Genomic DNA, 24583 nt, shown 5'->3' on the forward strand with positions numbered 1-24583 from the left:
AGTATTAGAATTAGTTTACCTAGCAATAATTTTTTATCCATATATTAAAAAAGAGGAGTTTTTTTATTTAAAATACTTTATTATATTTTTTAAATACAAATTTTGTTATTTAAAATTAATATATAGAAAAAAAGGAAGAAAAATTATTTAAATTTGGAGTATAACCTAAAGTTTAAAATATGCATTTGTTTTTAAAGATTGCAAAAATAGCTTTTTTTCTTGCAAATATGAATTTTCTTTTTTCTTGCAATTACCATAAACCAGAAAATCATCAGCCAACAGTTGAGGTAAGGTATCAAGATGGAAGAGCCCAACTATTTCGGAATGGACAACCTTATTTTATCAAAGGAGCTGCAGGAACAGAACACTTAGATAAAGTAGCTTTATATGGTGGAAATTCAATTAGAACTTGGAGTTTGAATAATGCCGATAGCATTTTGGATGCTGCCCATAAATTGGGATTGACAGTTACCCTAGGTTTAGAAATTGGTCGACCGGCTTGGGGGAATGATTTTAGTTACTGGAAATTTTGGGAAGTGAATCAAAAAATAGAAGAACTAAAGCCTTTTATTGAAAAATATAAGGATCATCCTGCATTATTGATGTGGGGAGTTGGAAATGAAGTAAAGGAATATGGAGGAGGGAAAAAAATTATAGTCTTATATATTATTAATAAGGTTGCCAAAATGGTCAAGGAGGTAGATCCCAATCACCCCACGATGACTGCTGCCAATGTTTCTTTAAAACCAAACAATTTTCTTATGCCACATTTAGATATTATGGGATACAATGCATTCAATTCTTTAGATAGGATGCATCATAATATCTACGGGAAAGGGGGTTGGGACAAGGCTTATATGCTGTCAGAATGGGGCTCCATAGGTCACTGGTCTGTCAAAGACACGGAATGGGGAGCTCCAAAAGAATTGAGAAATTCTGAAAAGCGGGAATTAATGGAAAAATATTGGGATATAATGGAAAAGGATACAAGCTTATTTATCGGTAGCTATGCTTTTTATTGGGGATCAAAGCATGAAGCCACACACACATGGTTTAGCTTGTTTTCTGAAGATGGTGCTGAAACTGAATCCGTTAATTTCCTGAAGTATGCGTGGTCAGGGGAAAAGGTTAAAAATTCAGCTCCAAGAGTAGAAAACTTATTTCTAGAAACCAAACAAGGTTTGGTCAATGACAACGTCTACTTGGAAAGCTTTCAGGAATACAATGCAATTGCCCATACGCATGATCTCGAAGGAGACTCGTTAACGTATAAATGGGAAATTAGACCTCAGGAAAATTATTTTATTGATAGAATTAATAAAACTGATTTCAATTTGAGTCATTATAACATGGAGTTTTTGATTCAGAAATATGAAGGAAATAAAATAAAATTTCTAGCGCCTAAAGAAGAAGGCCCATATAGAATTTTTGTATTTGCATATGATGGCCAAGGAAATGTAGCATCTTATAATATCCCATTCTATGTCCTGATAAAGTGATCGCTTTATCAAAGGTATACTTGAATCCATTACCAATACCTCCATATCGTCCACAAAATCTTATACGCAGCTCCAAATACCCCTTTGATGGTTCCGCTTACTTTTGACACTCCGATTCTCTTGCGGTAATCTACTGGAACTTCGGTCGTTTTCAATCCTGCTTTGGCAGCTTTGATCTGCATTTCGATGGTCCAACCGTAGTTCTGATCTACCATCCCCAAATCCTTCAACTTATCCCATTTTATGGCCCTGAACGGACCCAAATCGGAATAGTCTGTTTTGTAAATAACCCTCATCAAACTAGTGGCCAACCAATTACCGAATACCTGCGGCAAAGTCATCGAGCCACTTTCTCTATTTCCCCTAGCCCTTGAACCTATCACCATATCATAATCTTGCTTTAAAATAGGATCAATGATAGCAAGCATCTGTTCGGGATAATCACTGTAATCGCCATCCAAAAAAACCAGGATTTCAGGCTCCACATCCAAATTCGCCAAATAGGACATCCCCGTCAAACATGCTTTTCCATAACCCATTACGGGCTCATTCAAAACAATCGCCCCTGCTTCCTCTGCCACTTGGCGGGTATTGTCCTTAGAATTGTTGTTTACGACTAAGATATTCCTTACTGACTTGGGAATGTCTTGGATGACTTTTCCGATCGAATTTTCTTCATTATAGGCCGGAATCAACACGTCAATAATCGGGAATGGTTTATGTTGCGCTTTTAGGGTTGAATTTAAAGACATTGATTTTTGGGTGAAATTGGAAGGGAAATTCTGACCGGCATTTTGAAATTCGGGATTATTTTAGCCTATAACTTTTCAGTGACTCAATGAAAACCACAGAATAGCCAAAAGTCAGCATCAGGTGAAAAACCAACATCTCGTAGGTTTGGAAGCGAATCGATAATATTACCATTATCAAGAAAATTACAGCTAAAAGCCCTTCGATGTAGGTTGTGAAAGGAATTTTGATCTGATTGTAAATATTCTTGGTCCAGGATTTTTGACTTTTCTCCAGATTGTATTTTGGAGTGCGGATGAAAGGAGAGCGTTTTCCTGTCAATCCTTCCCAAACAGCCTGTGCATTGTGCAAAGCAAGTCCCATCGATACCGCTAGAAACAGGGGCAACTCCCAAAGAAATCTCCCGATTCCTTTCCATGAATAATCCACCAAACTCAAATTGGCAAAGAAATAAACCAAGGCTATGATCACAAATCCCACAAAAAACACAGCTGCTCCCTGAAAATAACTATCCGGAATATATCCCTGATTGAAAGCCCACCAAATCGGAATGCTGCTAAGGCTTACCAATAAAACTGCGATGAAAATCACTGCATTGAGCAAATGGGCAGTTGCATGAAGTTTGGTTTTGAATGGAAGCTTTTTAGAAAGCACATTCCCAAGGTGCTTCACGGCGCATTCGGCCCCACCTTTTGTCCATCTGAATTGTTGTGATTTGATCGCCGACATCACAGGCGGAAGTTCTGAAGGGGATTTGATATCAGGTCGGTAGATAAACTTCCATCCTTTTTGCTGAGCCCGGTAACTCAAGTCAAGGTCTTCTGTCAGTGTATCATCGTGCCAATTGCCGGCATCGAGGATACATCTTTTCCTCCAGATCCCTCCTGTTCCATTGAAATTGATAAAAGCATGCTGCCCGTTTCTCCCCATCTGTTCCACCATAAAATGTGCATCCAAAGCAAATGCCTGCAAGCGGGTCAAAACAGAATATTCTTCATTCAAATGCGTCCATCTCGTCTGTACCATGCCTACTTTGTCGTCCTTAAAATGCCCGATGGTCTTCATCAGAAAATCTGGATCCGGAACAAAATCGGCATCAAAAATCGCTATAAATTCACCCTCAGCCACTTCCATTCCCTCTCTCAAAGCACCTGCTTTAAATCCTTTTCGGTCTATCCGATGGATATATTTGAAATTTACATCAGGAAATTCTTTCAACTTGCGCCTGATGATCTGGGAAGTTTCGTCGGTACTGTCGTCCAATATCTGGATCTCTATTTTGTTGGAAGGATAACGAAATTTGGAAACTGAATCAATCAACCTTTCTACTACATACATTTCATTATAGATAGGAAGCTGCACGGTCACTTTAGGTAAATCTTTGGCTGCGGGTTCCAATGATATATTGGGATTCTTTTTGAATTGAAAAAAATGATACAGCAAATGTGCCTGCGCAAAACTGTAAAATAGAATGAACAGCATTGCCAGAATATACATTCCCAAAAAGAAATAAATGAAAATCATTAAGCTTTTACAGTGATGGATTTGTTGCCGATAATGATGGGCATTTCGTTGATTCTGCCATCCTCATCGCCATTTTCAAGTTTTAAAACTCCCCTTGGACAGACTGCAGAACACACGCCACAACCGACGCAGGATGAACGGACAATGTTCTGCCCCCTTTGCGCATACCATCTGACGTCAATGCCCATTTCGCAATAAGTGGAGCAATTGCCGCAGGAGATACACTGACCGCCATTGGTAGTGATGCGAAACCTTGATTTGAAGCGCTGCACCAATCCAAGGTATGCTGCCAATGGGCACCCAAATCTACACCAAACCCTGTTACCCATCAAGGGATAAAATCCAGTTCCGATGACTCCTGCAAAAGCAGAACCAATTGCGAAGCCATAAATACTGTGCAGTTGATCTGTTGCCTGTCCCAAAAGGGCAAATCCGGTAAAATAATTAATGATTGTCAGTGCCGTCGAAATCACTGCAAAACCCAAAACCCCGTGGATGAGATAGCGCTCAATTTTCCATGCCTTGACAGTTTTGTCGGATAGCTGACGGTAAGGGTCACCCAAAGTCTCAGCCAATCCCCCACAGCCACAAACCCAAGAACAATACCACCTTTTGCCATAAAAATAAGTAAATAATGGAACCCCAACCACAATCAGAATGATCCCCCAAATCAACATGAACATTCCCAAAGCGCCTGAACTGATCATTCCATCTATTCTGTATTCGTAGAAAAAAGAATAATCCAAAGGCCAAATATTTTTAAAGTCATGCCAAGGCATGTTCATCAACACCAAAATTTCTGGCAGTAAAAAAGCAAATGCCAATTGAAAAAACATGACTGATGTTGTTCTTATAGTCTGATAGGCATTGCCCCGGTATTTTCTAAACATCCTGATGCCCATCACGATGATGGCCAAAGTATAGATGAAGCCATATAAAAACCACTGACTTGCCGGATTGCCGGAAAGGGCCATGCTGATCGGATCGACCATCAGGACGAGGTTGGTGATGTATTCAGGAAACCAATAAAGGACGATATAAAAAAGGATCAGCCATGCACCTGTAATCATTCCAAGAAGTCCTCTTGAGTTCATGGAAGAAAAGAAAATCCCATCATTTTTAATGCCTTCTGTCTGACCTCGGTAAAGGGGAAGAATGTAAAGCAAGGCCCCAAATACACCAATCAAAACGGTGATCCCCAAAAACAAAAATGGATTTTCTGAAACAGGTCCTGTTGACGAAGCCTTGGTCAATGCAAAAGCATAATTATCCCAAATCACTTTATCCCATTCCTGATTTGCTTTTAAACCGTCATTATACGCATTGAAATAACTTTTAAAATCACTGATAAAAGCAAAATTTGAAGAATAGGTTTTTCCAAACATCGGTGAAAGCACTTCCACCATCTCTTCCGTATGGATTTCTTTGACGTTGACCTCAACAGTTTCTTTTTCCAACTGATAAGAACCGAAAAAAGGTAGGAGAGTGAATAACAGCAGTCCAAAGGCAAAAATTACAAGTCCTATTTTTTGAATGGTTTTCATGTTCTTGAACCGATTAATTTTTGAAAAAAAGATATTTTGTGGACTTTCAAAGAATTCCCCTTTTGCTTGTTATAATGGTCCAAGACGGCCTTGTGATGAGATTTGAAGAACTCCGGATTGAAGCTTGCTTTATTCAGGTGGGTTAAAACCTTCTCGAACATCCAACCTTCGGAGATGGCCTTGTCAAAATAATCATGCCGCAATCTCCAGCCAAAAGCATTGACTCCTTTGATTTTCATATCTGATTTGCCATACAAAAACCTGATCGCAATTTTCCCACCGGCATCTTCCCAATACAGACTTTCATATTCCTCAGGCCAAACTGGAGGTACAAAACCATAGGTTTGGTATTCAATGTCAAAAAATTTGGCGGAATTGAACCAAACACCCGGTTGGTAAGGAACAGGCTTGTCTGAAGTCAGGTTGAATGCAAGTGTTTCTCCGTGCATTCTTCCTGTGTACCAAACCTGTTCGATATTTTTCCTGTCTGTAGCGGGTGCTTCCTGGAATTCAGCACAGTCACCAATGGCATAGACGTCGGGTATATTGGTTTTGAAAAACATGTCCACGATGATGCCTCTGTTGGTTTGTATTGTTTTATTATTTTCAGAACTCTCCAATGGTTTGGTTCGAAGGAATTCAATATTGGGACTGACTCCAACAGTCAATCCTACAAACTGACAATCAATTTTTTCTCCTGCTTTGGTTTTGATTGCCTTCACTTTCCCGGATTCATCTCCAATAATTTCCCCCAATTCCGTTTCCAGTCGCAGGTCAATATGGTGCTCCAAAATATGGCGGTTGATCATTTTGGATTCTTCCAAGGGGAGGATATTGTCCCAAAAATTCTTTTCCCTCACCAGAAATGTCACCGGAATCTTTCTGCTGTTGAGCATTTCGGCCATCTCAATCCCGATTAATCCTCCGCCCACAATTACCGCCTTGCTGATATCCTTGGAATTGGATTCCATGAGTTCCAAGTCCTGATACGAATACATCCCCTGCACGCCTTTCAGGTCTTGGCCCGGCCAACCGAATTTATTTGGCTTGGAGCCTGTAGCCAAAACCAACACATCGAAAGTCATGGATTCTTTATTTGAAAAAATCAGCGCCTTCTCCTCAAAATCGATTTTTTCTACCCAAGCTCTTTTCAGGTTGATCCTGTTTTTTTCCCAAAACCAATCTTCGTAAGGTTTTGTATGCTCATATTTCATGTGGCCCATGTAGATGTACATGAGCGCGGTTCGGGAAAAAAAATGATCCGTTTCCCCTGAAATGATGGTGATTTGGGCGGAGTCATCTTTTTTTCGGATATGCCGGGCACAGGTGACACCGGAGATTCCGTTTCCGATGATGACAATATTTCTGTTTGCTTTACTCATTGAGGGACCAATCGTAGTCAAGGTGTGAGACCTTGGCATTTGGTTTGATTTTGATGGTGGAATATTGGTTAAGGTAATCAATTAGGCTTCCTTTTTTTGTAAAGTCACCTTTGAACCATGAAAAAATTGATGAAATCTCAACCTTATCGGCTGTAATTTTATTCCTTTTGGTATCATTGACAAATGTTCTTGCCACCTTATCTAGCTGTTGGTCAATTTTCTCAGGAAAAAAAGCTTCATTCAACAAAGGAGGACACGAGAAAGATGCACAGTTGATTGCAAAATGGATCCTTGGCTCTTCGAATTCCTTCCTCAGGATTTTGTGCTCTATCTCATCCAAAGAAGCTTCCTTCCCTCCTATTTTGAAAAATTTGATATGCCAAACGGTATTGACCAAAGGAATTTTTACTGTGGGGTGTAAGTCCTGAATGCTTTTAACAGGATAATTATCGACGATGAGCTTTACCGTAAAGGCATTGTAAGCATTGATCCAATAGGTCAATTGTTCTTCCTTTGACCATTTCCCCCTGTCCGGGGCATTGTTGCTCAGGAGATCAAGGTATTTGTCAAGCTTGGCTTTATCTTGTATAAATCCCTTGTAATTGACAATCCCATCTTTGCTGACATGCTTTTTGAGCAACTCATCAAATGCCTGATGGGATGGTGCTTTGGAATTGGCTTGACCGAGTTCTGAAGAACCACAGGAAAGGCCGAAGAGAAAAAGACCGATTATAAAGAGAATTTTCATTTTATCTGAATCAGGTTACAAATTATCCAATCCCGGAGATATACGGAACAGAAATGATTTTAGCTTAGCCATTCCTCATTTAAAAAAAGTTAAATGAGAACAAAGTCAAATTTACACCCGGTTACAAACAACATTTGTCGGGAGTAAGACAACAGAAAAAATTGAATTCAGGGTAATTTTCTTTTTTACCTTTTTGGGGCAAGATTTGGATAATCGGTAATGATTCCATCCACTCCCATTTCCAATAACCGCTCCATCTGATCGGTGGTGTTGACGGTCCAAGGAATGATTTTCATTCCTTTTTGATGGAGTTGGTCTACCGTCTCTTTGTTCAAAGCAATAAAATAAGGAGAATAAATCTGAGGCTGAAATCCCAACTCAGCAAGCTGTTCGGTGGGTTTGGCTGCCGTTTCGACTAACATGGCCAAAGTCACCTTGGGATAAGCCTGATGCATGTATTGCAAAACCCGGAAATCAAAGGATTGGATATTGACTCTGTTCCAATCAAGTTTTCCTTCGAGTACTTTATGTACCATATCAGAGAATTCCTTTGGCGCAGGATGGTAAGTACCGTCACCATCAGGACTGCTTTTGATCTCGATATTGTAATTTGGCTTGGGTAATCCCATATCTGCCACATATTTTTCGACAACATCAATCAGATCCAGGAGTTTGGGTTTGCTGACATGAAACTTAACCTGCTTTGGGAATCCCGAATGGAATTTGCTACCACAGTCGTATTTCACTACCTCAGAAAAGTCCATCTGATAGATATTGTGAGATTTATCTCCTGCAGCAATTTCATTTCCCTCGGGCGTCAGGCAGATCACAGGGTTCATATAAGGTTCATGGGAGACAATTACAATCCCGTCTTTGGTTACTGCCAAGTCCAATTCCAAAGTGGTCGCTCCCAGATCCAAAGCTTTGATCATAGCCGGAATGGTGTTTTCTGGCATCAATCCCCTTGCGCCGCGGTGGCCTTGGAGGTCATAGGTAAATTGGGCGGAGGCAGACATTATCAAAAGGAAAAAAAAGAGTGTGGAAAAGATGGTTTTCATTGGATTTAATTTTCAACCAATTTACTACGGATTTTAAATTTGATGAGGATTTTGGGATTAATGTTTCATTAATAAACGGATTGAAATGAATCCAAATAACCACAAAAGGCACAAAAGATTGATTTCTTCTGTGCCTTTTGTGGTAAAAACAGTTTACTCAAAACTTTAGATCACATCCCCATACAAATCAAATTCAGTGGCGTCGCTGACACGGACGTTGACAAAATCCCCAACCCTGCAATAATGCTTGGAGGCATCGATCAGGACTTCATTGTCTACCTCGATGGAGTCAAATTCTGTCCTCCCGACAAAGTATCCGTTTTCTTTTTTGTCCACCAACACTTTATATTCTTTGTCTATTTTGGCCTGATTGAGGTCAAAGGAAATCTGCTCCTGTATCTCCATCAGGTGGTTTGCCCTTGCCTGCTTCACTTCCTGAGGAATGATATCCTCCATCGTGTGGGCGTGGGTATTTTCTTCATGGGAATAGGTAAATACGCCCAAACGCTCAAATTTCATCCTTTCGACAAAATCCACCATCTCCTGAAACTCGGCTTCGCCCTCTCCCGGATGCCCGGCTATCAGGGTTGTCCTGATCGCAATTTCCGGGATGATATCTCGGATAGAATGAATCAATTCCTCCTGCTTTTCCCTGGTTGTGCCCCGTCTCATGGTCTTCAAAACCGAGGTAGAACCATGCTGAAGCGGGATGTCAAGGTAATTACAGATATTGGATCGCTCCTTCATCACTTCGATTACATCCATCGGAAAACCTGTCGGATAGGCGTAATGCAGCCTGATCCATTCGATTCCTTCCACATCAGAAAGGTTTCTGAGCAGGTCTGCAAGGTTTCTCTTTTTGTATAAATCCAAACCGTAATAGGTTGAATCCTGTGCAATCAGCAAAAGCTCTTTGGTTCCGTTAGCAGCTTTGTGTTGGGCTTCCTTCACCAATTCCTCGATAGGTCTTGAAATATGGCCTCCACGCATCAGCGGGATGGCACAAAATGAACAGGGCCTGTCGCAGCCTTCGGAAATTTTCATGTAAGCATAATGGGCATTGTGGGTCAGCAACCTCTCCCCTACAAGTTCATGTTTGTAATCGGCTTTGAATTTTTTGAGCAAAGCAGGAAGATCTCTCGTCCCAAAATAGGCATCCACCTGCGGGATTTCCTTTTCGAGGTCGTCTTTGTACCGCTGAGAGAGGCAACCGGTCACATAAACTTTGTCCACCAATCCCTTTTCTTTGGCATCCACATATTGTAGAATCGTATCAATGGATTCCTGCTTGGCATTGTCTATAAAGCCACAGGTATTGATGATGACGATGTTGTTGTCCTGATTTTCGGATTCGTGGAATGCATTGATCCCGTTTCCTCTCAATTGTGTCAAAAGCACCTCGGAATCAACCAGATTCTTGGAGCATCCCATGGTGATGATATTGACTTTGTCTTTTTTTAATGTTCTCGCTTTCACGCTTTTCCTTCTTTGGGCACAAAGGTAGGGGAAATTGAAAAATTTCAAGGTTTTAAAGCTAGAAGGTTTCAATGTTAGGATACAGATTGGAAAATTGGAAGATTGAAAAATTAAAAGGTTAGAAGGTTTTAAGGTTGCAAGGTTGGGGGGAAAATTGGAAAATTTGAAAATTCAAAGATTGAAAAATTCAGTGATCAGAAAATTAGAGGAGCGATAGGTATAAAATTATTGTCAGAATATTTGGTGATTTATTGAATTTCAGATTACTTTGTATTTCAAAGTACTTTTAATTCAATGAATTTCACATATAACTCAAGCACCCATGAAAAACACCAGATTAACATTGATCCTATCATCGATTATCTTCCTATTACTCATCCCCTTGGTCGCCATGCAATTTACCGATGAGGTAGATTGGGACTTTTTTGATTTCACCATTATGGGGATTTTACTTCTCATCACAGGATTGTCTATCGAATTTGTCTTGAGAAGGTTCAGACGGATTCAAGAAAGAATACTCATCAGCGGTGCAATACTGTTCATCTTCTTCCTAGTTTGGGCTGAACTTGCCGTTGGTATTTTCGGATCTCCTTGGGCAGGTTCCTGATCAAAAAGTCCATTAGAAGGTTATGAAATTATTAAGTTTCAAAGGTAAAATACGATTTAAATTAAAGTATCCTTAACGACTGATTTCCTTTTGGGGAAAGGTTTATTTCTACTTTTGAAGTCGTACAGCAAACGAAAATTTTTTCATTAACCTTGCATTACTTTTAGGCGTCGATGTGAATCGACGCCTTTGCTGTTTTTAGGGGGATTGAAAAATTTCAAAATTTCAAAATTGGAAGTTTGAAAAATGAAGGGTTTAAAGGTTACAAAGTTTTAAGGTTACAAAGTTGATTCCAGTTGCGTTTTAGAAGAATTCTCAAAATCGAATTCACTCTAACATTATTTCTTTTAGCACTTTTCAATTCCAATGTCTTGGATCTTATGTCTTGTGTCTTAAATCTCCCTTTTCCTCAATTTCCTATACTCACTCGGCGTCATGCCAGTGATTTTTTTGAATTGGGAAGAAAGGTGCTGCACCGAACTGTAATCCAGTTTGTATGCCATTTCACTAAGGGTCAGTTCCTCATAAAAAAGCCATTCTTTCACTTTTTCGATTTTGAGGCTGATGAAATATTTTTCAATCGTAATTCCCTCCATGCTGCTAAAAAGGTGACTCAGCATGCTGTAATCTTCCGGGATATGGGAATTGATATAGGTTGAAATATTCAAGCCTGAGGGGATTTCCTCCTTTTGAAACAATAGGGTAAACAGATTTTTGATCTTTTCGATGCGCTGCACATCTCTGTCTTTCAAGATTTCAAAGCCGAGTTTTTCAATTTCGGTTTCAAAGACTTCAAAAGTAGCTTTATCCATTTCAGCATTTAGTCTTACTTTCCCAAGTTCTACCTTTTCAAACCCAATTTTTTGTTGGTTCAGGACATTTTCAACAGCCATGATACAGCGTGGACAAACCATATTTTTGATCATGATATCTACCATAAATATTTCCTCCTTTGCTTATTGAATGAAAGATTTGGATTTAAGTAAACATAACCCATTTTGGTACAAGATAAGTTCTGACCAAACCTTGGGGAGAAAGCTAAATTCAACTAATTTGGCATCAAAATATAAACCCTATGCCCAATCCAAGCACCGAAGCGCAAGCAATGATTTTTGATAGAAAAGAGTATTCTGACAAGACTTTATTGGATCTATATGAATCCCTGTTGATGCCGAGAAGGATTGAAGAAAAAATGCTCATCCTCCTCCGTCAGGGAAAAATCTCCAAGTGGTTTAGCGGTTGGGGACAAGAAGCCATCTCCATCGGCGCAGTCAATGCCCTGCAGGAAGATGAATATATCCTTCCGATGCACCGAAATCTTGGGATATTTACCGGTAGAAATCTTCCTTTGGAAAAGCTTTTTGCACAGTTTCAGGGTAAAAAATCGGGCTATACCAAAGGCCGAGACCGTTCCTTTCACTTTGGTACCAACGAACACCATATCGTCGGGATGATTTCCCACCTCGGTCCACAGATGGCCATTGCTGACGGCATCGGTTTGGCACATAAACTTTCAAAGGAAAACAAGGTCAGCTTGGTTTTTACAGGAGATGGGGCAAGTTCAGAAGGTGATTTTCACGAAGGGCTCAATGTGGCTGCAGTATGGAAACTCCCGGTAATCTTTGTCGTCGAGCACAACGGGTACGGACTTTCCACCCCAAGTGAAGAGCAGTTTGCTTTCAAATATTTTACTGAAAAAGGCCCGGGATACGGTATGGAGGCTGTTCGGGTGGATGGAAACAATGTTTTGGCAGTCTATGATACTGTCAAAAAATTGGCAGAAGATATCAGGCAAAACCCAAGACCGATCCTTTTGGAAGCAATTACCTTCCGGATGCGTGGACATGAGGAAGCGTCGGGTACTAAGTACGTTCCCAAGGAACTCATGGAAACATGGGCGCTCAAAGACCCGGTGGACAATTACGAGAGGTATTTGGAGGAATCAGGAGTATTGAATCCTGAAGCCAAAGAAAAAATCAATAAAAAAATCAAAGCTGCGATCAATAAAGGATTGGATATTGCATTTGCCGAAGAAGCAGTTAGCGCAGATACTACAGAGGAATTGGCGGATATCTACGCCCCATTTCAGCAAGAAGTAATCACTCCAAAATCAGATCAGAAAACCGAAAAACGCTTCTTGGATGCCATCGCCGACGGCCTCCGCCAATCCATGGAAAAGTACCCAAACCTCATCCTCATGGGTCAGGACATCGGAACTTATGGCGGGGCATTTAAGATTACGGATGGTTTCAAAGACAGATTCGGCGCCGACCGTGTACGCAATACCCCGCTCTGCGAAAGTGCCATCATCGGTGCTGCCTTGGGTTTATCCATCAAAGGTTATAAGTCAATGGTGGAAATGCAGTTTGCGGATTTTGTGTCTGTGGGATTCAACCAAATCGTCAACAACTTGGCTAAAATCCATTACCGATGGGGACAAAATGCCGATGTTATCGTCCGCATGCCGACAGGTGCTGGAGTCGCTGCGGGACCATTCCATTCCCAATCCAACGAGGCTTGGTTTTTCCACACTCCCGGACTGAAAATCGTCTATCCTTCCAATCCATACGATGCCAAGGGATTATTGAATGCGGCTTTTGAAGACCCAAATCCATACATGTACTTTGAGCATAAGGCACTTTACCGCTCCATCTCTGAATCCATTCCCGATGACTATTATACCGTCGAAGTTGGCAAAGCCAACTTGGTAGAGGAAGGAGAAACACTCAGTATCATCACCTACGGCATGGGCGTTCATTGGGCAAAAACAGCAGTGAAAGAATTGGGTTTTTCGGCAGATATCCTGGATTTGCGGACTTTACTCCCTTGGGACAAAGAGGCAGTGGAAAAAACCGTCAAGAAAACAGGGAAAGTAATTTTCCTACAGGAAGATTGCCTCACAGGAGGAATAGGTTCGGAGATAGTGGCTTGGATTTCAGAAAACTGCTTTGAATTCCTTGACGCCCCTGTCATGCGGGAAGGAAGCTTGGATACACCTGTTCCTTTTGCGCCAAGTCTGGAAAAGAATTTTCTACCGGTGGGGAGGTTTAAAGAGAAATTGAGGAAGCTGATGGAGTATTGAGGGGATTGGAAAATTTCAAAATTGGAAGATTGGAAAATTGAAAGGTTATAAGGTTAAAGGGTTATAAAGTTTAAAGGTGTGGTGTCGTGATGTCATCCTTTTTCTTTAATATTTTTCCAATGTTCGGATAAGGGAATTACGATTGGCGTTGCGTCATTCTTGTAGTTGTTAAGGAATTCTTCAAAATCAATTTCAGCGATTTATTTATTAAATTAGAATTATGAAAACCGAAGAAACCGAAAACAAAGTCAGCGAACCCTCTACAGAATATGGCAAGTATTCCTATGCGGATTACCTGACTTGGCAAAAGGATGAAATGGTGGAAATCATCAAAGGAAAAGTTTTTAAACCTGCCGCAGCAGCTGCTCCTAGAAGAATTCACCAAAAAGTCTCTCTTAAGATTTCAAGTGCTCTTTATCAATTCCTTCAAGGCAAACCCTGTGAAGTATATACTGCTCCCTTTGATGTAAGGCTTCCTGTCAAGTCCATAAGAAACGAAGATATCTTTACCGTCGTGCAGCCCGATATCTGCGTGGTCTGCGACCGCAGCAAATTGGATGATGCAGGCTGTATCGGTGCGCCGGACTTGATTATCGAGATTCTTTCTCCGGGTTCCAATCGGAAAGAACTCAAGTACAAATATGAAGTCTATGAAGAAAGCGGAGTGAAGGAATATTGGGTGATCCAACCCACCGAACAGACGCTGTTGATTTATACGCTGACTACAGGAAAATACGTTCCCTCCAGACTTTTTTCACCCGGAGATATTGTCAGTTCTTCGTGTATTGAAGGATTCAGTTTGGATTTGGAAGAGGTTTTCCAAGACTTGGATTGAAACAAAATTCTAAAACTGCATTAGGTTCTTTCCGTATTAATTCCAAAAACACTCGTATGACTCGGATAATCTTTCTTGCTATCTTCCTTTTTTCTGCATCTGTTTCCCATGCCCAATATTTCTCAACAGGTTTTCAGGCTAATCTTGGTGTACCTGTGGGTGATTTAAGGGAAATAATGGATGGATCTGTTTTTCCTGAATATACCATATCTTTTTATTACCGGTTTCCCATGAAGCCCATTGAGGTGGGATTTGGACTTGGATACGGAAAACATGGCACAGAACTCGAAAAAAGAACCGACCTCTATCCGGGATTTACCGACGAACTGAGACTGAGACGAAACAATAACCTGATGACTTTTATGGGGATCTTCAGGTATAATTTTGAAAGTGAAAAGCGGATCATCCCATTTTTGGAAGCCCAGGTCGGCGCCAATTATTTCTATACCCGATATAAAATCCGAGAGTTTCAGTTTGAAGAACCGATAGAGGAAGGAATGGATTTCAGTGATTGGGTATTGGGTTACAGGTTTGGAGGTGGACTCAAAGTCCCCTTCAAAAACAGGGAAATGGGGCATTTCGAATTCAAAGTCCTGTACCACGACAGTGGGCCGGTGGATTTTCTCAGAAAACAGGATACAGAATACCTTCCCGATCAGGGCGAGGGGGAGTTTGTCTATACGCCGCAGCGGTCAGCCATTACCATGATCCAACCCGGTATCGGATTTATTTTTACGATTGGCAATTGAAAATACAATGGCACAGGATTTGTTTCGTTAAAATAGAATCTAAACCAACTTTATCTATATCCTAAAAAACCGACAGGAAGCTGCCGGTTTTTTTATTCCTTGATTTTTACTTTGTAGAAAATATTGTAATCCCGTTCTTCCTCCGGATTGGCGTTGTCGTTGACATAGAGGATTCCTTTTCCATCCAAAAATTCCAATCCCCCATGAACAGGTAACTCATCAATGATCCCGATCTGCTTTCCGTCTTTGACCACAATATGGTAGTATTTCATATACTTTTTCATCGCTTCCTTGAACTCCGGCAATTGGTAATATTCTTCCGACTTGGCACGGAGTTCGGTCATAACAGATAGTGGGACTTTGGTACTAAAAGAAACAATCAGGTAATCACCGGCAAATAAGACATTGGTGAATTTTGGATATTCAGAGTCGGGATTTTCTGCCTCTACGTCAAAGAGTGGTGCTGATTCTGGTCTTAGAGGGTGGGAAAGTTTGATATCAGCCGTCAAGACAGGTTTGCCCTCCTGAAATTCATAAATGAACACCTGATTGCCGACCAAAGGCAGCAAAGCATATTTCTTTTTGGAATCATGCAGCGCCACAAAGGGAAGGTCAGGTCCTACAAACCGTTTGTTCAGTCTTGGTTCCCACGACTCAGGGAAAGATTCCAGGATTTCATTTTCTTCAGTCCCAAGGTTGTAGCGGTAGATGCTGCTGATTTTTGAATAATAATCCATACCCAAGGTCTTGTAATCAGACTCTTCATTGGAGAAAAAATTCTGTTCCTCCCCTATCATCATGTCCTGACCGTTTTCGACATAGGGATGAAAAGTCGTCCGGTTGGAATAGATGCTGATACGCCAAAGTTCAGTCGCATTGTTAGCGACTTTTTGGATCTGATTCCCTTGTAGGTCATAGATAAAATAACCCGTAAATGCCCCTTGCGCCACAAACCTGTCTTTGTCAAGGAATTTATAGCCAAAAGCACCATTACCACCGGTACCGTTTGGGCCTTCTCCTTTCAGGTCAAACTTATTCAGAATTTCACCCTTTTCATTTACCAAAAACGGGTTTTGGGATTTGGAATCAAACAGGATATACATTCCCGCCTCGGGTGAATAATCCTGAAGACGGAGCGGAACAAGTTCATCCACCATCAGAGAATCCACCACTTCCAATTCCAGCTGCTCGAGAGGATTATCTGCCACAGTTTCATCCTTTGAGGAGCAATAAGAAAAGACGAGAAGTGAAAAAATGAATAAAATAGAATTGGGTTTGAGATTCATAAAAAGGAAGGGATTATGGATTTGTACAAAATGAGTATCAATATTTCTTAGTGCCGGAAGGGTACATTTATATGACAGAACCTATTCAAAGTTTACAAAAAACTCTTTGCGACTCTGCGTCTTTGCGAGAAATGTTAACCTTTCTTCCTCCACAAAAACACCGGCAAAGCCACAAATACCCCTATTATACTGAACACCAATCCTCCGATGGTACCGATGGCGAGGGAGAACCAGAAAACTTCATTTTGCCCCTCCATGATAAATGGGATCAAGCCAAAGCAGGTGGAAAGAATGGTCAGCATGATGGGAACAGCTTTTCCAGCTACAGCCTTAAGCACATTCCTGTTGTAAAGCCCTGTATTCCGGTTGTTCAGGTCATTGACGATAAATATCGCCGCATTGACCGCCAAGCCACCGAGCATCACAAAAGCTGCATAACCTCCCTGATCGAAGTAAAAATCAAAAAGCGAGAAAATCAAAAACAGTCCAATAAATGAAAAGGGAATGATAATGATGATGAAAAAAGGCTGCTTGAGGTTCTCAAAAAGCACCGAACAGATAAAGAAAATCCCCACCACCAACACCAATATCAGGCTATATTGCCTTTTGGCTTTGTTCCAATCCCAACTCCATGTTTCCTTCTCTGCGGTATAACCTATCGGCATATTGGCTTTCATTTCGACCAATACTTCGTCCAGATATTCATTGCCAAACTTGTGAGAACCCATGTATTCAAAAGCCACCAAACGGATATATTGCCGGTCTTCTTTGTGCAGGGCATTGGTAGTGGTTTCTTTTGTCAAGGTTCCGAAGTTGCTGACTTTGAAAACCTGATCTTCCCCTCCGATCAGGCTATTTTCTTCCAGGTCAAACTTGGAATAAGCACCGGATTCTTTTTCTCGGACTACTACGCCATAGTTTTTATCCTCCAAAGCAAGGTACACCGAAGGACCGGATGGACGCGAGACGTTGTTGAGCGCATTGATGACTTGGTATTGGTTTGCATTGCCTAGGGCCATTTTGCTTTGGTCGAGGCGAAGGACATATTCTTCTGTTTTCTGTTCATCCCAACCCAAGCGTTCGTTGGTATTGACAGTTTGGATCCTTTTGTGTCGGAGGAGTTTTTCGGCTAACAATTCTGATTGCCTTTCGAGTTCGTCGTAGTTGTATCCTTTTAGAGTTACCCTATATTGGGGGATTCCATCACCACTTGAACCTGTATAAAACCCCTGCCCTACCCCTGAAATTAACCAACTCGCTCCCGACCAATCGGTGGACTTGACAGAGAGCCGGCCTTTGAGTTGGTAAGGCAAAGCAGATTTCTCATAAGCTTCTTTGAAAGTGATGGTAATTTGGGCGTATTGGCCGGATTGAACCCAGGTTACAAACTGATCTATGCCCTCCACACCTTGGAGAAATTTCTCAAATTCCCGCATGATAAAATCCATTTGCTCCAAGGTATTGCCAAAGGGCAGCCGGGCCGTAATGTTTAGCCGTGTCTTTTCCGCTTCTCGGTAGGATGATTTTTCAAAAACCCCACGGACAAACAAACGCAACGAACCACCAAGTGCCTTGTCCACATAAGGCCGGATTTCTTCCTGATACAATGTTGAGCCAACGGTTTTGTTATACCATTCCTGACCCTCCCATTTGGCAGGAAGGAAAAAAACCGGTAAACCAAAAAGCAGCAGAAGTAAGAAAATAAAAGTCTTTCTGTAATGGGCTATAAATGCGATACTCCTGTTGAAAACACCGAAAGCCTTAACTCTTTTTCGAAGTTGGGCGACAGTGAGTACCCTTCCTTTTTGTGCCTCATGGCCAAATAAAAGGTTATACATCGCAGGGGTGAAAAGCAACGCAACCAAAAGGGAAACTGCTAGCATCACAGTAACTACCACGGAGAATTCGGTCAGGTTTTTCCTGTCGTCTTCCGGGAGGAAAAACACAATCAACAAAGCCACAATCGTTGTCAGCGAAGCTGCTAGCAGGGCAACAAACACTTTTCTGTTTTTATGTTTGTGCAAGTGGTCGATCATGATGATCGCATTGTCCACTATCAACCCAAAAGAAATCGTCAGCCCTGCCAAGGAATACAAATGGATATCCACTTTCAGGAGGTACAGGATAATACCGGTAATACTCAGGTTGACGATGATGCCCAAAAATAAAATGCTGAGGTACCTTAAATTCCTGTTGATCAGGAAAATAAACACGATCAAAATAAAAATTGACAGTCCCGAGCGCTTATAGATCTTGTTCAGTTCCTTTTCCAGAAACTCTGTATCGTCATTTTCAAGCCTTACTTCAAATCCTGTAGGCAGCAAAGGTTTGGTACTTTCAATAGCTTCTTTGATGTTTTTGGCCAAAAGGACTTTGTTGACCCCGTCGCGGTTGATGATGGATAGCGTAACTGAATTGTTGCCATTGATTCTGTAAAAGGAATTGGGTTCGGCTTCCTCCAAAGTCAAAACTGCCAGATCTTTCAGGTAAATCTCTTTTCCTTCTCTCGTGGTGACAAGGAGGTTTTCAAGTTGGCTGAGGTCCTTCAATGAGCGGTCCACCTGAATAAAAAGTGTCTCGCCCCTGTTGTTGACGAGTGAACCCGGGAAAGACCTTCCAAATGAGCCTGCAATTACCGATTCTATATCGGATTTGGAAAGTTTGAATGCCTGCAATTTTTTGATGTCATAAGTGACAAATAGCTGCAGGTCGTTTGCACCACGAACCGTAATTTCCTCTATTTCAGCAAACCTATTGAGGGAAGTTTTGATAACATCTTCGGCGATTTTTTTGATCTCAAAAGAAGCAAAAGGACCGTTGACAGAATAAGTCAAAATCGGGGTTTTGAGGTCGGACCTGCGCTCGGCAGTTTGGGTGACCAAGGGATAAGAGACCTTCTGATCCAATCCCGGATAAACCTGCCGGATGATGGAGGAGACTTCAAATTTCTTGAAATCCATATCCGTCTCCTTGTCAAAGCGCAGGGTGATCGATCCCCTGTCGTAGTTGGAGACAGAGTTGATTTTCTTCAGTTCAGCCAATTGCGAAAGTGCTCCTTCCAAAGGAGAGGTGGCCAGCTTTTCTACAAGATCCGGAGAAGACCTAGGCACCCCAAAACTCACCGTCAATACCGGTTCACGCTCTCGTGGATTCAGATCCACAGAAAGCCTCGGCACCAGGGCAAAGCCGATGATGGCAAGAACGATGAACGATATGATGATGCGGAAGGGAGTCATTTATTAGTAGCAAGTATTTAGTATCAAGTATCAAGACTTTAGAAGCGAGAGACGAGAAGCGAGAAGCAAGAAACTAGAAACGAAATTTCCTCGAAATAACATAATTGTACTGGCTTACATCTTGGCTTTTGTAGCGAGGCTCTTTCTCATGTCTAATGTCTCAAATCTTATGTCTTATGTCTTATGTCTCACGTCTACTTATAAACCAATAAGCCAAAGGCACAAAATACAGCGCTGTAAAGGTTCCGATGGTCAGACCGCCGATGACGGAAAATACCAAGGGCCGCTGCAGGTCCGCACCCAAACCTGAAGAGAAAACCACCGGCAACAAAGCCAAGATGGTCGTGATCGAAGTCATTAGGATAGGTTTTAACCTGATCTGCCCAGCTTCATACAAAGCCTTATCCAAAGCTTCCATCACGGGGAGATTGCTGTACTGTTCTTTCAATCTATTGATGGTATCGATTTTCAGGATGGCATCATTGACCATGATTCCCAACATGACAACCAAACCTATCGCTGACATGACATTAAGGGAAGTTCCGGTTAGAAAAAGGATGAAAAACGCCCCTCCGATTCCCAAAGGCAATGTAGCAATGATGATCAATGGTTGAATAAAACTTTCAAATTGCGCAGCAAGGATAAAATAAAGCAACAGCACAGAGATCAAAAGGATACTGACCAATTCCTTGATCCGCTCCTGATCTTTGAAGTATTGCCCAAAAAAAGACACTCCAAGATTCTTATCCGCTGCCCAATTGATGATCTCGGCATTATAGGCCGTTGGATTTTTTGAATCAAAAATGACCGATTGGAACAAACCACCCTTGTCCGCAGTGACAAATTTATAATGGTTTTCATAATCAAAACTGATGAAATTGCTCAGTGCATATTCGTTGCCGTCTTTTCCCCGAAGGAAATTATTGTTGAGAATCTGCTCAAAATTGGTCTTGTCGGCCTTGAGTTTGATGGGGGTGATTTCCCCAAATCGCTTGATGTCGGTAATCGGGTACACCCCAAACAACTGCTTCACCTGCTCCTGCAAGTCACGTGGATTGATGCCATAGAGCGCGAGTTTGCCACCATCCAACCTGAATATCACCGAGGCTTCTTTCTGTAATCCTGGTCCTCGGCTGAATTCCTTCACAGGAAATACTGACAGCCATTCATCCATCCTGCCTTCCTCGATCGGCTTTTTGGTCGCCAGGTCTTTCCACCTCACTTCGTAAAAGGGAATGTTGGAAGCAAACAACTGATCGAAAGCATTGGGAGCATCCAAAACCGAGATTTGTGCATTGGGATAATTGCCCGAAACCAATTCCTGTAACCGTTGCATTTGCAAAGATTTGGAATCCTGTGATTCAAAAAGGAAATAGAGGTTGGCTTCCTGCAGGGAACTTTCCCCATCAAAAAGCAAAAACTGCCTTACCCCAAGGTCTGTCTCCGACTTCAGGTATGCGCCTTTCATGGACTCCAAGATAGACAATACCCGGTCTTTGTTTTGTTCCACTCCGATCGGTTCGTTCCAGTCGATTTCCACTACCGCATCAAACTTCTCTATCGGTGGCAGGCCTTCGACTTGGAGCAGGTAGCCCAAAGCCAAACCTGCAGGTATCAGCAAAATGAAAACTCCAAAGCTGAGTTTTTTATAACTGAAAACCTTTTTGAACAGGCTTTTATAGCCTTTTAAAATGATCTTGAAAAACCTGCTGTCATCTCCCTTTTCTTCTTGCACCGCCTTTTTTCTATAGAAAAAATGATACAGCATCGGTAGGAAAATAAATGCCACCAAAAGGGAAACCCCCAAAATCGCAGCCACAGAAACGGCCTGATCAAAAAACAAGGCTCCCGAAATCCCACTCAAAAACACCAAAGGAATAAATACCGCCAAGGTCGTCAGCACCGAACTGACCAAAGCCGACATCACTTCATTGACTCCCTGAACACAGGCTTCAAATATCGGCAATCCGTCAAGCCTCTTTCGGGTGATATTGTCCAATACGATGATGGCATTGTCTATCAACATCCCCAAACCCAAGGCGAGGCCTGACAGGGATATGACATTGATCGAGATTTTGAAGAAGTAAAAAACCAGAAAACTGATCAGCAAAGAAGTCGGCAAGGAAATACCGATAATGATCGGCATGCGGTAATTGCCCATAAAGAGGAACAATACCCCAAAAGCAAACAATCCCCCAAATAGCAAGCTTGTCTGCAGGTTGCTGATGCCGGCATTCAGCAGAACGGATTGGTCTTGCGTCAACTCAAAATCCACTTGGTTGTAATCCGCTTTGAACAACTCTATTGCTTCATAAACCTTGGGAAGGAGTTCATTCATCTTGGCGGAAGCCTGCTTGTGCACAGTGATGACAAGCCCTTCTTTTTCTCCAAAAAGGTGATGTCCCAAAACCTCATTCGTCTCGTATTGTACCATCGCGACCCTAGCCAAATCAACAGTAACTCCCTTTTCGGAAGTGACGGGCAGCTTCATGATATCATGAGGGGAATCCACCCTTGTCGCCAACCGCAGGTAATACCTGAACTGACCGTCCTCCACACTGATCCCGGGTAGTTCTTCATTGCCAAATTGGATGGCATTGATCACATTGTCTTCCGTCATGCCAAGGGCACGGAGGGCAGCTTTGTCCGGGGTGACAGTGATGATACGCTCCTTCTTGCCATTGATGTCGACCAAGGAAACCCCTTCCAACTGTTCGATCCTTTTCTTCAGGACATTTTCGGTCAACTGACTAATTTCTGTAAAGTCAAATCCAGGTTTGGGAATGACCTGCACCCGGACGACAGGAATGTCATTGGTATTGATCCGGATGACTTGGGGACGGGCAAGGTCCGAAGGAAGGCTGTTGGTAAGTCTATCGATCTTTTCATTGACGTCGATATAGGCGAGTTCCATTTTGGTGCCATAGTCAAAAGTCAGTCGGATCGTGCCTGTTTCGCTTCCGGCTTTACTTTCTACATCTTCTAGCCCATTGAGTGTCATCAGGCCTTCCCTGATCGGGGAAAGCACATTCTGCTCTATGGCCTCAGGAGAAGCATTGGGATAGTTGACCTTGATGACGATCTGCGGGACATCGATCGGAGGCAAAAGTGAAATCGGAAGCGTCCTGAACACGATGACCGAAAAGACCATCAAGGCCAAAAAAACCATCAATACAGCTATGGGTCTTGCCAGTAAAAACCTTACCATAGCGCCTAGTCTTTGAGGATTTGTACCGGTGCCTGATGTGCAAGCTGCAGGTTGTTGGAAGTGATGACGGTCATTCCGGATTCAATGCCGCTGAGGATTTCAACTTCCTTTCCGTTGTCTTTTCCTACCTCCACATAATTCCATTTTGATTCGTCTTTTTCAATCGTAAAGACAACGGGCCTTTGGGAACGGTACACCAATGCTTCTTTGGGGACGACGATGCTGTTGTTTTGTGGGGCGCGGATGATGGCGCGTGCGTTCATCCCTGGAAGCAATCCTTTGCCTCCGTTGATCAGGATATTGACCTGAACAAGTCCGTTTTCATCCACTTTGGGATTGATACTCCTGACCGAACCGCTGATGCCTTCCCCGCCACCGACGGGAAGGATTTCGGCTTTTTGACCTAGGGAAATAAGGTTGATGTCTGATTCGAGGACTTTCACTTTGAGTTCGAGCGCAGCCGTATTGATGACTTCAAGCATTTCGTCACCTGACTTGACAAGGCTTCCCGGCTTGGTCTTGAGGTCTGCCACCCGACCCGAAATCGGGGATTTGATGACAGTTTTGTCCACATCCATCTTTGCTTCCTTGACGCCAATCTCTGCTGAAAAAAGTCCACTCTTCGCCTTAAGCTGTTCCTGTACCTGAGCTATTCTTTCTTCATCGCCGCTGTTCATGATACTTTCGAAGCTCAGGATTTCCGAACGGTAAGTGGCGACTGCATTTTTGAGTTCTATGTTTGCCTTTTCAAGGTTCAATAAGCTTTCTGTCTGATCGAGGCGGGCGAGGATTTTACCTTTTTCGACAAAGTCACCTTCTTTCACGGTAAGTTCAATGAGGTATCCCGGCCGCTCGGCGATGATTTTGACCTGCTCTGCAGCTTCGATTTTGCCGGAGGCATTGATCAGGTAATCAAAAGTCCGCTTCTCGGCTTTGGCTATCCGGACAGGAGTAGCAGCCACTTCACCCCGGAAGGCCTCCAAGGGCTGATCCTGACTTTCGGCTTTTTCTTCCTTGCAGGAAATGGAAACAAACAATAAAAAAACAAATAAAAACAGATGGACAAACCGCATATTTTTTGAGATTATTGAACAGGATTACAATAAACTAAGTTATTAAACAAAATCCAAAAGGGTGGATGTTAAAAAGTTTGAAAAAGTGAGTTCGAAATCAATTAGGAGTTATTCCAAAGGAAAATTAATCTTCTAAATTAACTTAGATAAATCAACAACCATTTTCGTTTGCTTATTGCTATATTCTATCAAAAATGGACCATTTGTTTTCATTATTCCCTTCAGCAATGAAACAATATCTTTATCATGAACTAAATAGGAATTGTTCATTTTATTATTTTTTTTGCCCTCATGAAGAAAAATAATTTTCCTAGAAGAAAAAACTGAAGGGAGATTTTTATTAAAATCAAATTGAGGGGAATCAGAAGCGACTACTATAATGACTTCGCCAGAACAATTACAGTTTCTTAGTTCAGTCTCTAAAAATAAATCCAACTCATTTGTGACTTTAGAAAATAGAAGGAGATTCGTCCAAAGAAATAATATCAGTAATTTTTCCATAGTTTAATTTGATTAGATAGGGTTC

18 protein-coding genes are annotated in these 24583 nt (G+C 41.9%); 5 read left to right on the forward strand and 13 right to left on the reverse strand.

Translation table 11 applies throughout. The features are described 5' to 3' along the window. Positions 1–179: 179 nt before the first annotated feature. A complete protein-coding gene (locus tag NU887_RS15770; RefSeq protein WP_258424343.1) occupies positions 180–1499 on the forward strand; it encodes a glycoside hydrolase family 2 TIM barrel-domain containing protein in 1320 nt (439 codons plus the stop codon). 29 nt (positions 1500–1528) lie between these two features. Here the strand turns inward: NU887_RS15770 and NU887_RS15775 are convergent, their stop codons facing one another. From NU887_RS15775 to rimO, 7 genes are all read right to left on the reverse strand, one after another. Further along, entirely contained in the window at positions 1529–2251 is a 723-nt protein-coding gene (locus NU887_RS15775) for a glycosyltransferase family 2 protein (protein WP_258424344.1), read from the reverse strand. A 55-nt stretch (positions 2252–2306) separates the two neighbouring features. Beyond that, positions 2307–3773: a cellulose synthase family protein gene (locus NU887_RS15780; RefSeq protein WP_258424345.1), complete on the reverse strand. Its 1467-nt coding sequence runs from the start codon at positions 3771–3773 to the stop codon at positions 2307–2309. Next, positions 3773–5317, reverse strand: a complete 1545-nt coding sequence (locus NU887_RS15785) for a 4Fe-4S binding protein (RefSeq protein ID WP_258424346.1) — start codon at positions 5315–5317, stop codon at positions 3773–3775. The genes NU887_RS15780 and NU887_RS15785 overlap by 1 nt, the downstream gene beginning before the upstream one ends. Beyond that, a complete protein-coding gene (locus NU887_RS15790; RefSeq protein ID WP_258424347.1) occupies positions 5314–6738 on the reverse strand; it encodes an NAD(P)/FAD-dependent oxidoreductase in 1425 nt (474 codons plus the stop codon). The genes NU887_RS15785 and NU887_RS15790 overlap by 4 nt, the downstream gene beginning before the upstream one ends. After that, on the reverse strand, positions 6692–7447 hold the full coding sequence (locus NU887_RS15795; protein WP_258424348.1) for a DUF547 domain-containing protein: 756 nt from the start codon (positions 7445–7447) through the stop codon (positions 6692–6694). Before NU887_RS15795 ends, NU887_RS15790 begins: the two co-directional genes overlap by 47 nt. 185 nt (positions 7448–7632) lie before the next feature. Continuing rightward, positions 7633–8505, reverse strand: a complete 873-nt coding sequence (locus tag NU887_RS15800; RefSeq protein ID WP_258424349.1) for a glycerophosphodiester phosphodiesterase — start codon at positions 8503–8505, stop codon at positions 7633–7635. A 165-nt stretch (positions 8506–8670) separates the two neighbouring features. Further along, positions 8671–9981 (reverse strand): 30S ribosomal protein S12 methylthiotransferase RimO, encoded by a 1311-nt coding sequence (gene rimO / locus NU887_RS15805; RefSeq protein ID WP_258424350.1) that lies wholly within the window; start codon positions 9979–9981, stop codon positions 8671–8673. 322 nt (positions 9982–10303) lie between these two features. Between rimO and NU887_RS15810 the strand changes: the two genes are divergently transcribed. Then, a complete protein-coding gene (locus NU887_RS15810) occupies positions 10304–10588 on the forward strand; it encodes a hypothetical protein (RefSeq protein WP_258424351.1) in 285 nt (94 codons plus the stop codon). 392 nt (positions 10589–10980) lie between these two features. Here NU887_RS15810 and NU887_RS15815 read toward each other — a convergent pair whose 3' ends face one another. Continuing rightward, the gene (locus tag NU887_RS15815; RefSeq protein WP_258424352.1) at positions 10981–11526 is read right to left on the reverse strand and encodes an AraC family transcriptional regulator; all 546 of its coding nucleotides are present in this window, start codon (positions 11524–11526) and stop codon (positions 10981–10983) included. A gap of 137 nt (positions 11527–11663) precedes the next feature. On the opposite strand from NU887_RS15815, the gene NU887_RS15820 reads away from it, so the two are divergent. The 3 genes from NU887_RS15820 (at position 11664) to NU887_RS15830 (ending at position 15254) form a co-directional block, all read left to right on the forward strand. Further along, positions 11664–13670, forward strand: a complete 2007-nt coding sequence (locus tag NU887_RS15820) for an alpha-ketoacid dehydrogenase subunit alpha/beta (protein WP_258424353.1) — start codon at positions 11664–11666, stop codon at positions 13668–13670. 220 nt (positions 13671–13890) lie between these two features. After that, entirely contained in the window at positions 13891–14505 is a 615-nt protein-coding gene (locus tag NU887_RS15825; protein ID WP_258424354.1) for a Uma2 family endonuclease, read from the forward strand. 56 nt (positions 14506–14561) lie between these two features. Then, the gene (locus tag NU887_RS15830; RefSeq protein WP_258424355.1) at positions 14562–15254 is read left to right on the forward strand and encodes a hypothetical protein; all 693 of its coding nucleotides are present in this window, start codon (positions 14562–14564) and stop codon (positions 15252–15254) included. Positions 15255–15346: 92 nt separating this feature from the next. Here NU887_RS15830 and NU887_RS15835 read toward each other — a convergent pair whose 3' ends face one another. The 5 genes from NU887_RS15835 to NU887_RS15855 form a co-directional block, all read right to left on the reverse strand. Continuing rightward, complete coding sequence (locus NU887_RS15835) at positions 15347–16540, reverse strand: DUF4221 family protein (RefSeq protein WP_258424356.1); 1194 nt, start codon at positions 16538–16540, stop codon at positions 15347–15349. 134 nt (positions 16541–16674) lie between these two features. Then, positions 16675–19776 carry an efflux RND transporter permease subunit gene (locus tag NU887_RS15840; RefSeq protein ID WP_258424357.1) on the reverse strand — a complete coding sequence of 1034 codons (3102 nt, stop codon included), beginning with the start codon at positions 19774–19776 and terminating at the stop codon, positions 16675–16677. 181 nt (positions 19777–19957) lie between these two features. Then, a complete protein-coding gene (locus NU887_RS15845) occupies positions 19958–22984 on the reverse strand; it encodes an efflux RND transporter permease subunit (RefSeq protein ID WP_258424358.1) in 3027 nt (1008 codons plus the stop codon). A gap of 5 nt (positions 22985–22989) precedes the next feature. Beyond that, entirely contained in the window at positions 22990–24057 is a 1068-nt protein-coding gene (locus NU887_RS15850) for an efflux RND transporter periplasmic adaptor subunit (RefSeq protein ID WP_258424359.1), read from the reverse strand. A gap of 132 nt (positions 24058–24189) precedes the next feature. After that, complete coding sequence (locus tag NU887_RS15855; RefSeq protein ID WP_258424360.1) at positions 24190–24558, reverse strand: hypothetical protein; 369 nt, start codon at positions 24556–24558, stop codon at positions 24190–24192. Positions 24559–24583: the final 25 nt, after the last annotated feature.

Source organism: Aquiflexum gelatinilyticum (assembly GCF_024741135.1).
GTDB classification, from domain to species: domain Bacteria; phylum Bacteroidota; class Bacteroidia; order Cytophagales; family Cyclobacteriaceae; genus Cognataquiflexum; species Cognataquiflexum gelatinilyticum.

Excerpts from the sequence above, each read along its gene's own strand:
- NU887_RS15850 (WP_258424359.1), bottom strand. The coding sequence starts at position 24,057 with ATGCGGTTTGTCCATCTGTTTTTATTTGTTTTTTTATTGTTTGTTTCC.
- NU887_RS15790 (WP_258424347.1), bottom strand. The coding sequence starts at position 6,738 with ATGCCAAGGTCTCACACCTTGACTACGATTGGTCCCTCAATGAGTAAA.
- NU887_RS15845 (WP_258424358.1), bottom strand. The coding sequence starts at position 22,984 with ATGGTAAGGTTTTTACTGGCAAGACCCATAGCTGTATTGATGGTTTTT.
- NU887_RS15780 (WP_258424345.1), bottom strand. The coding sequence starts at position 3,773 with ATGATTTTCATTTATTTCTTTTTGGGAATGTATATTCTGGCAATGCTG.
- NU887_RS15835 (WP_258424356.1), bottom strand. The coding sequence starts at position 16,540 with ATGAATCTCAAACCCAATTCTATTTTATTCATTTTTTCACTTCTCGTC.
- NU887_RS15830 (WP_258424355.1), top strand. The coding sequence starts at position 14,562 with ATGACTCGGATAATCTTTCTTGCTATCTTCCTTTTTTCTGCATCTGTT.
- NU887_RS15770 (WP_258424343.1), top strand. The coding sequence starts at position 180 with ATGCATTTGTTTTTAAAGATTGCAAAAATAGCTTTTTTTCTTGCAAAT.
- NU887_RS15855 (WP_258424360.1), bottom strand. The coding sequence starts at position 24,558 with ATGGAAAAATTACTGATATTATTTCTTTGGACGAATCTCCTTCTATTT.
- NU887_RS15815 (WP_258424352.1), bottom strand. The coding sequence starts at position 11,526 with ATGGTAGATATCATGATCAAAAATATGGTTTGTCCACGCTGTATCATG.
- NU887_RS15825 (WP_258424354.1), top strand. The coding sequence starts at position 13,891 with ATGAAAACCGAAGAAACCGAAAACAAAGTCAGCGAACCCTCTACAGAA.
- NU887_RS15800 (WP_258424349.1), bottom strand. The coding sequence starts at position 8,505 with ATGAAAACCATCTTTTCCACACTCTTTTTTTTCCTTTTGATAATGTCT.
- NU887_RS15820 (WP_258424353.1), top strand. The coding sequence starts at position 11,664 with ATGCCCAATCCAAGCACCGAAGCGCAAGCAATGATTTTTGATAGAAAA.
- NU887_RS15795 (WP_258424348.1), bottom strand. The coding sequence starts at position 7,447 with ATGAAAATTCTCTTTATAATCGGTCTTTTTCTCTTCGGCCTTTCCTGT.
- NU887_RS15775 (WP_258424344.1), bottom strand. The coding sequence starts at position 2,251 with ATGTCTTTAAATTCAACCCTAAAAGCGCAACATAAACCATTCCCGATT.
- NU887_RS15810 (WP_258424351.1), top strand. The coding sequence starts at position 10,304 with ATGAAAAACACCAGATTAACATTGATCCTATCATCGATTATCTTCCTA.
- NU887_RS15785 (WP_258424346.1), bottom strand. The coding sequence starts at position 5,317 with ATGAAAACCATTCAAAAAATAGGACTTGTAATTTTTGCCTTTGGACTG.
- NU887_RS15840 (WP_258424357.1), bottom strand. The coding sequence starts at position 19,776 with ATGACTCCCTTCCGCATCATCATATCGTTCATCGTTCTTGCCATCATC.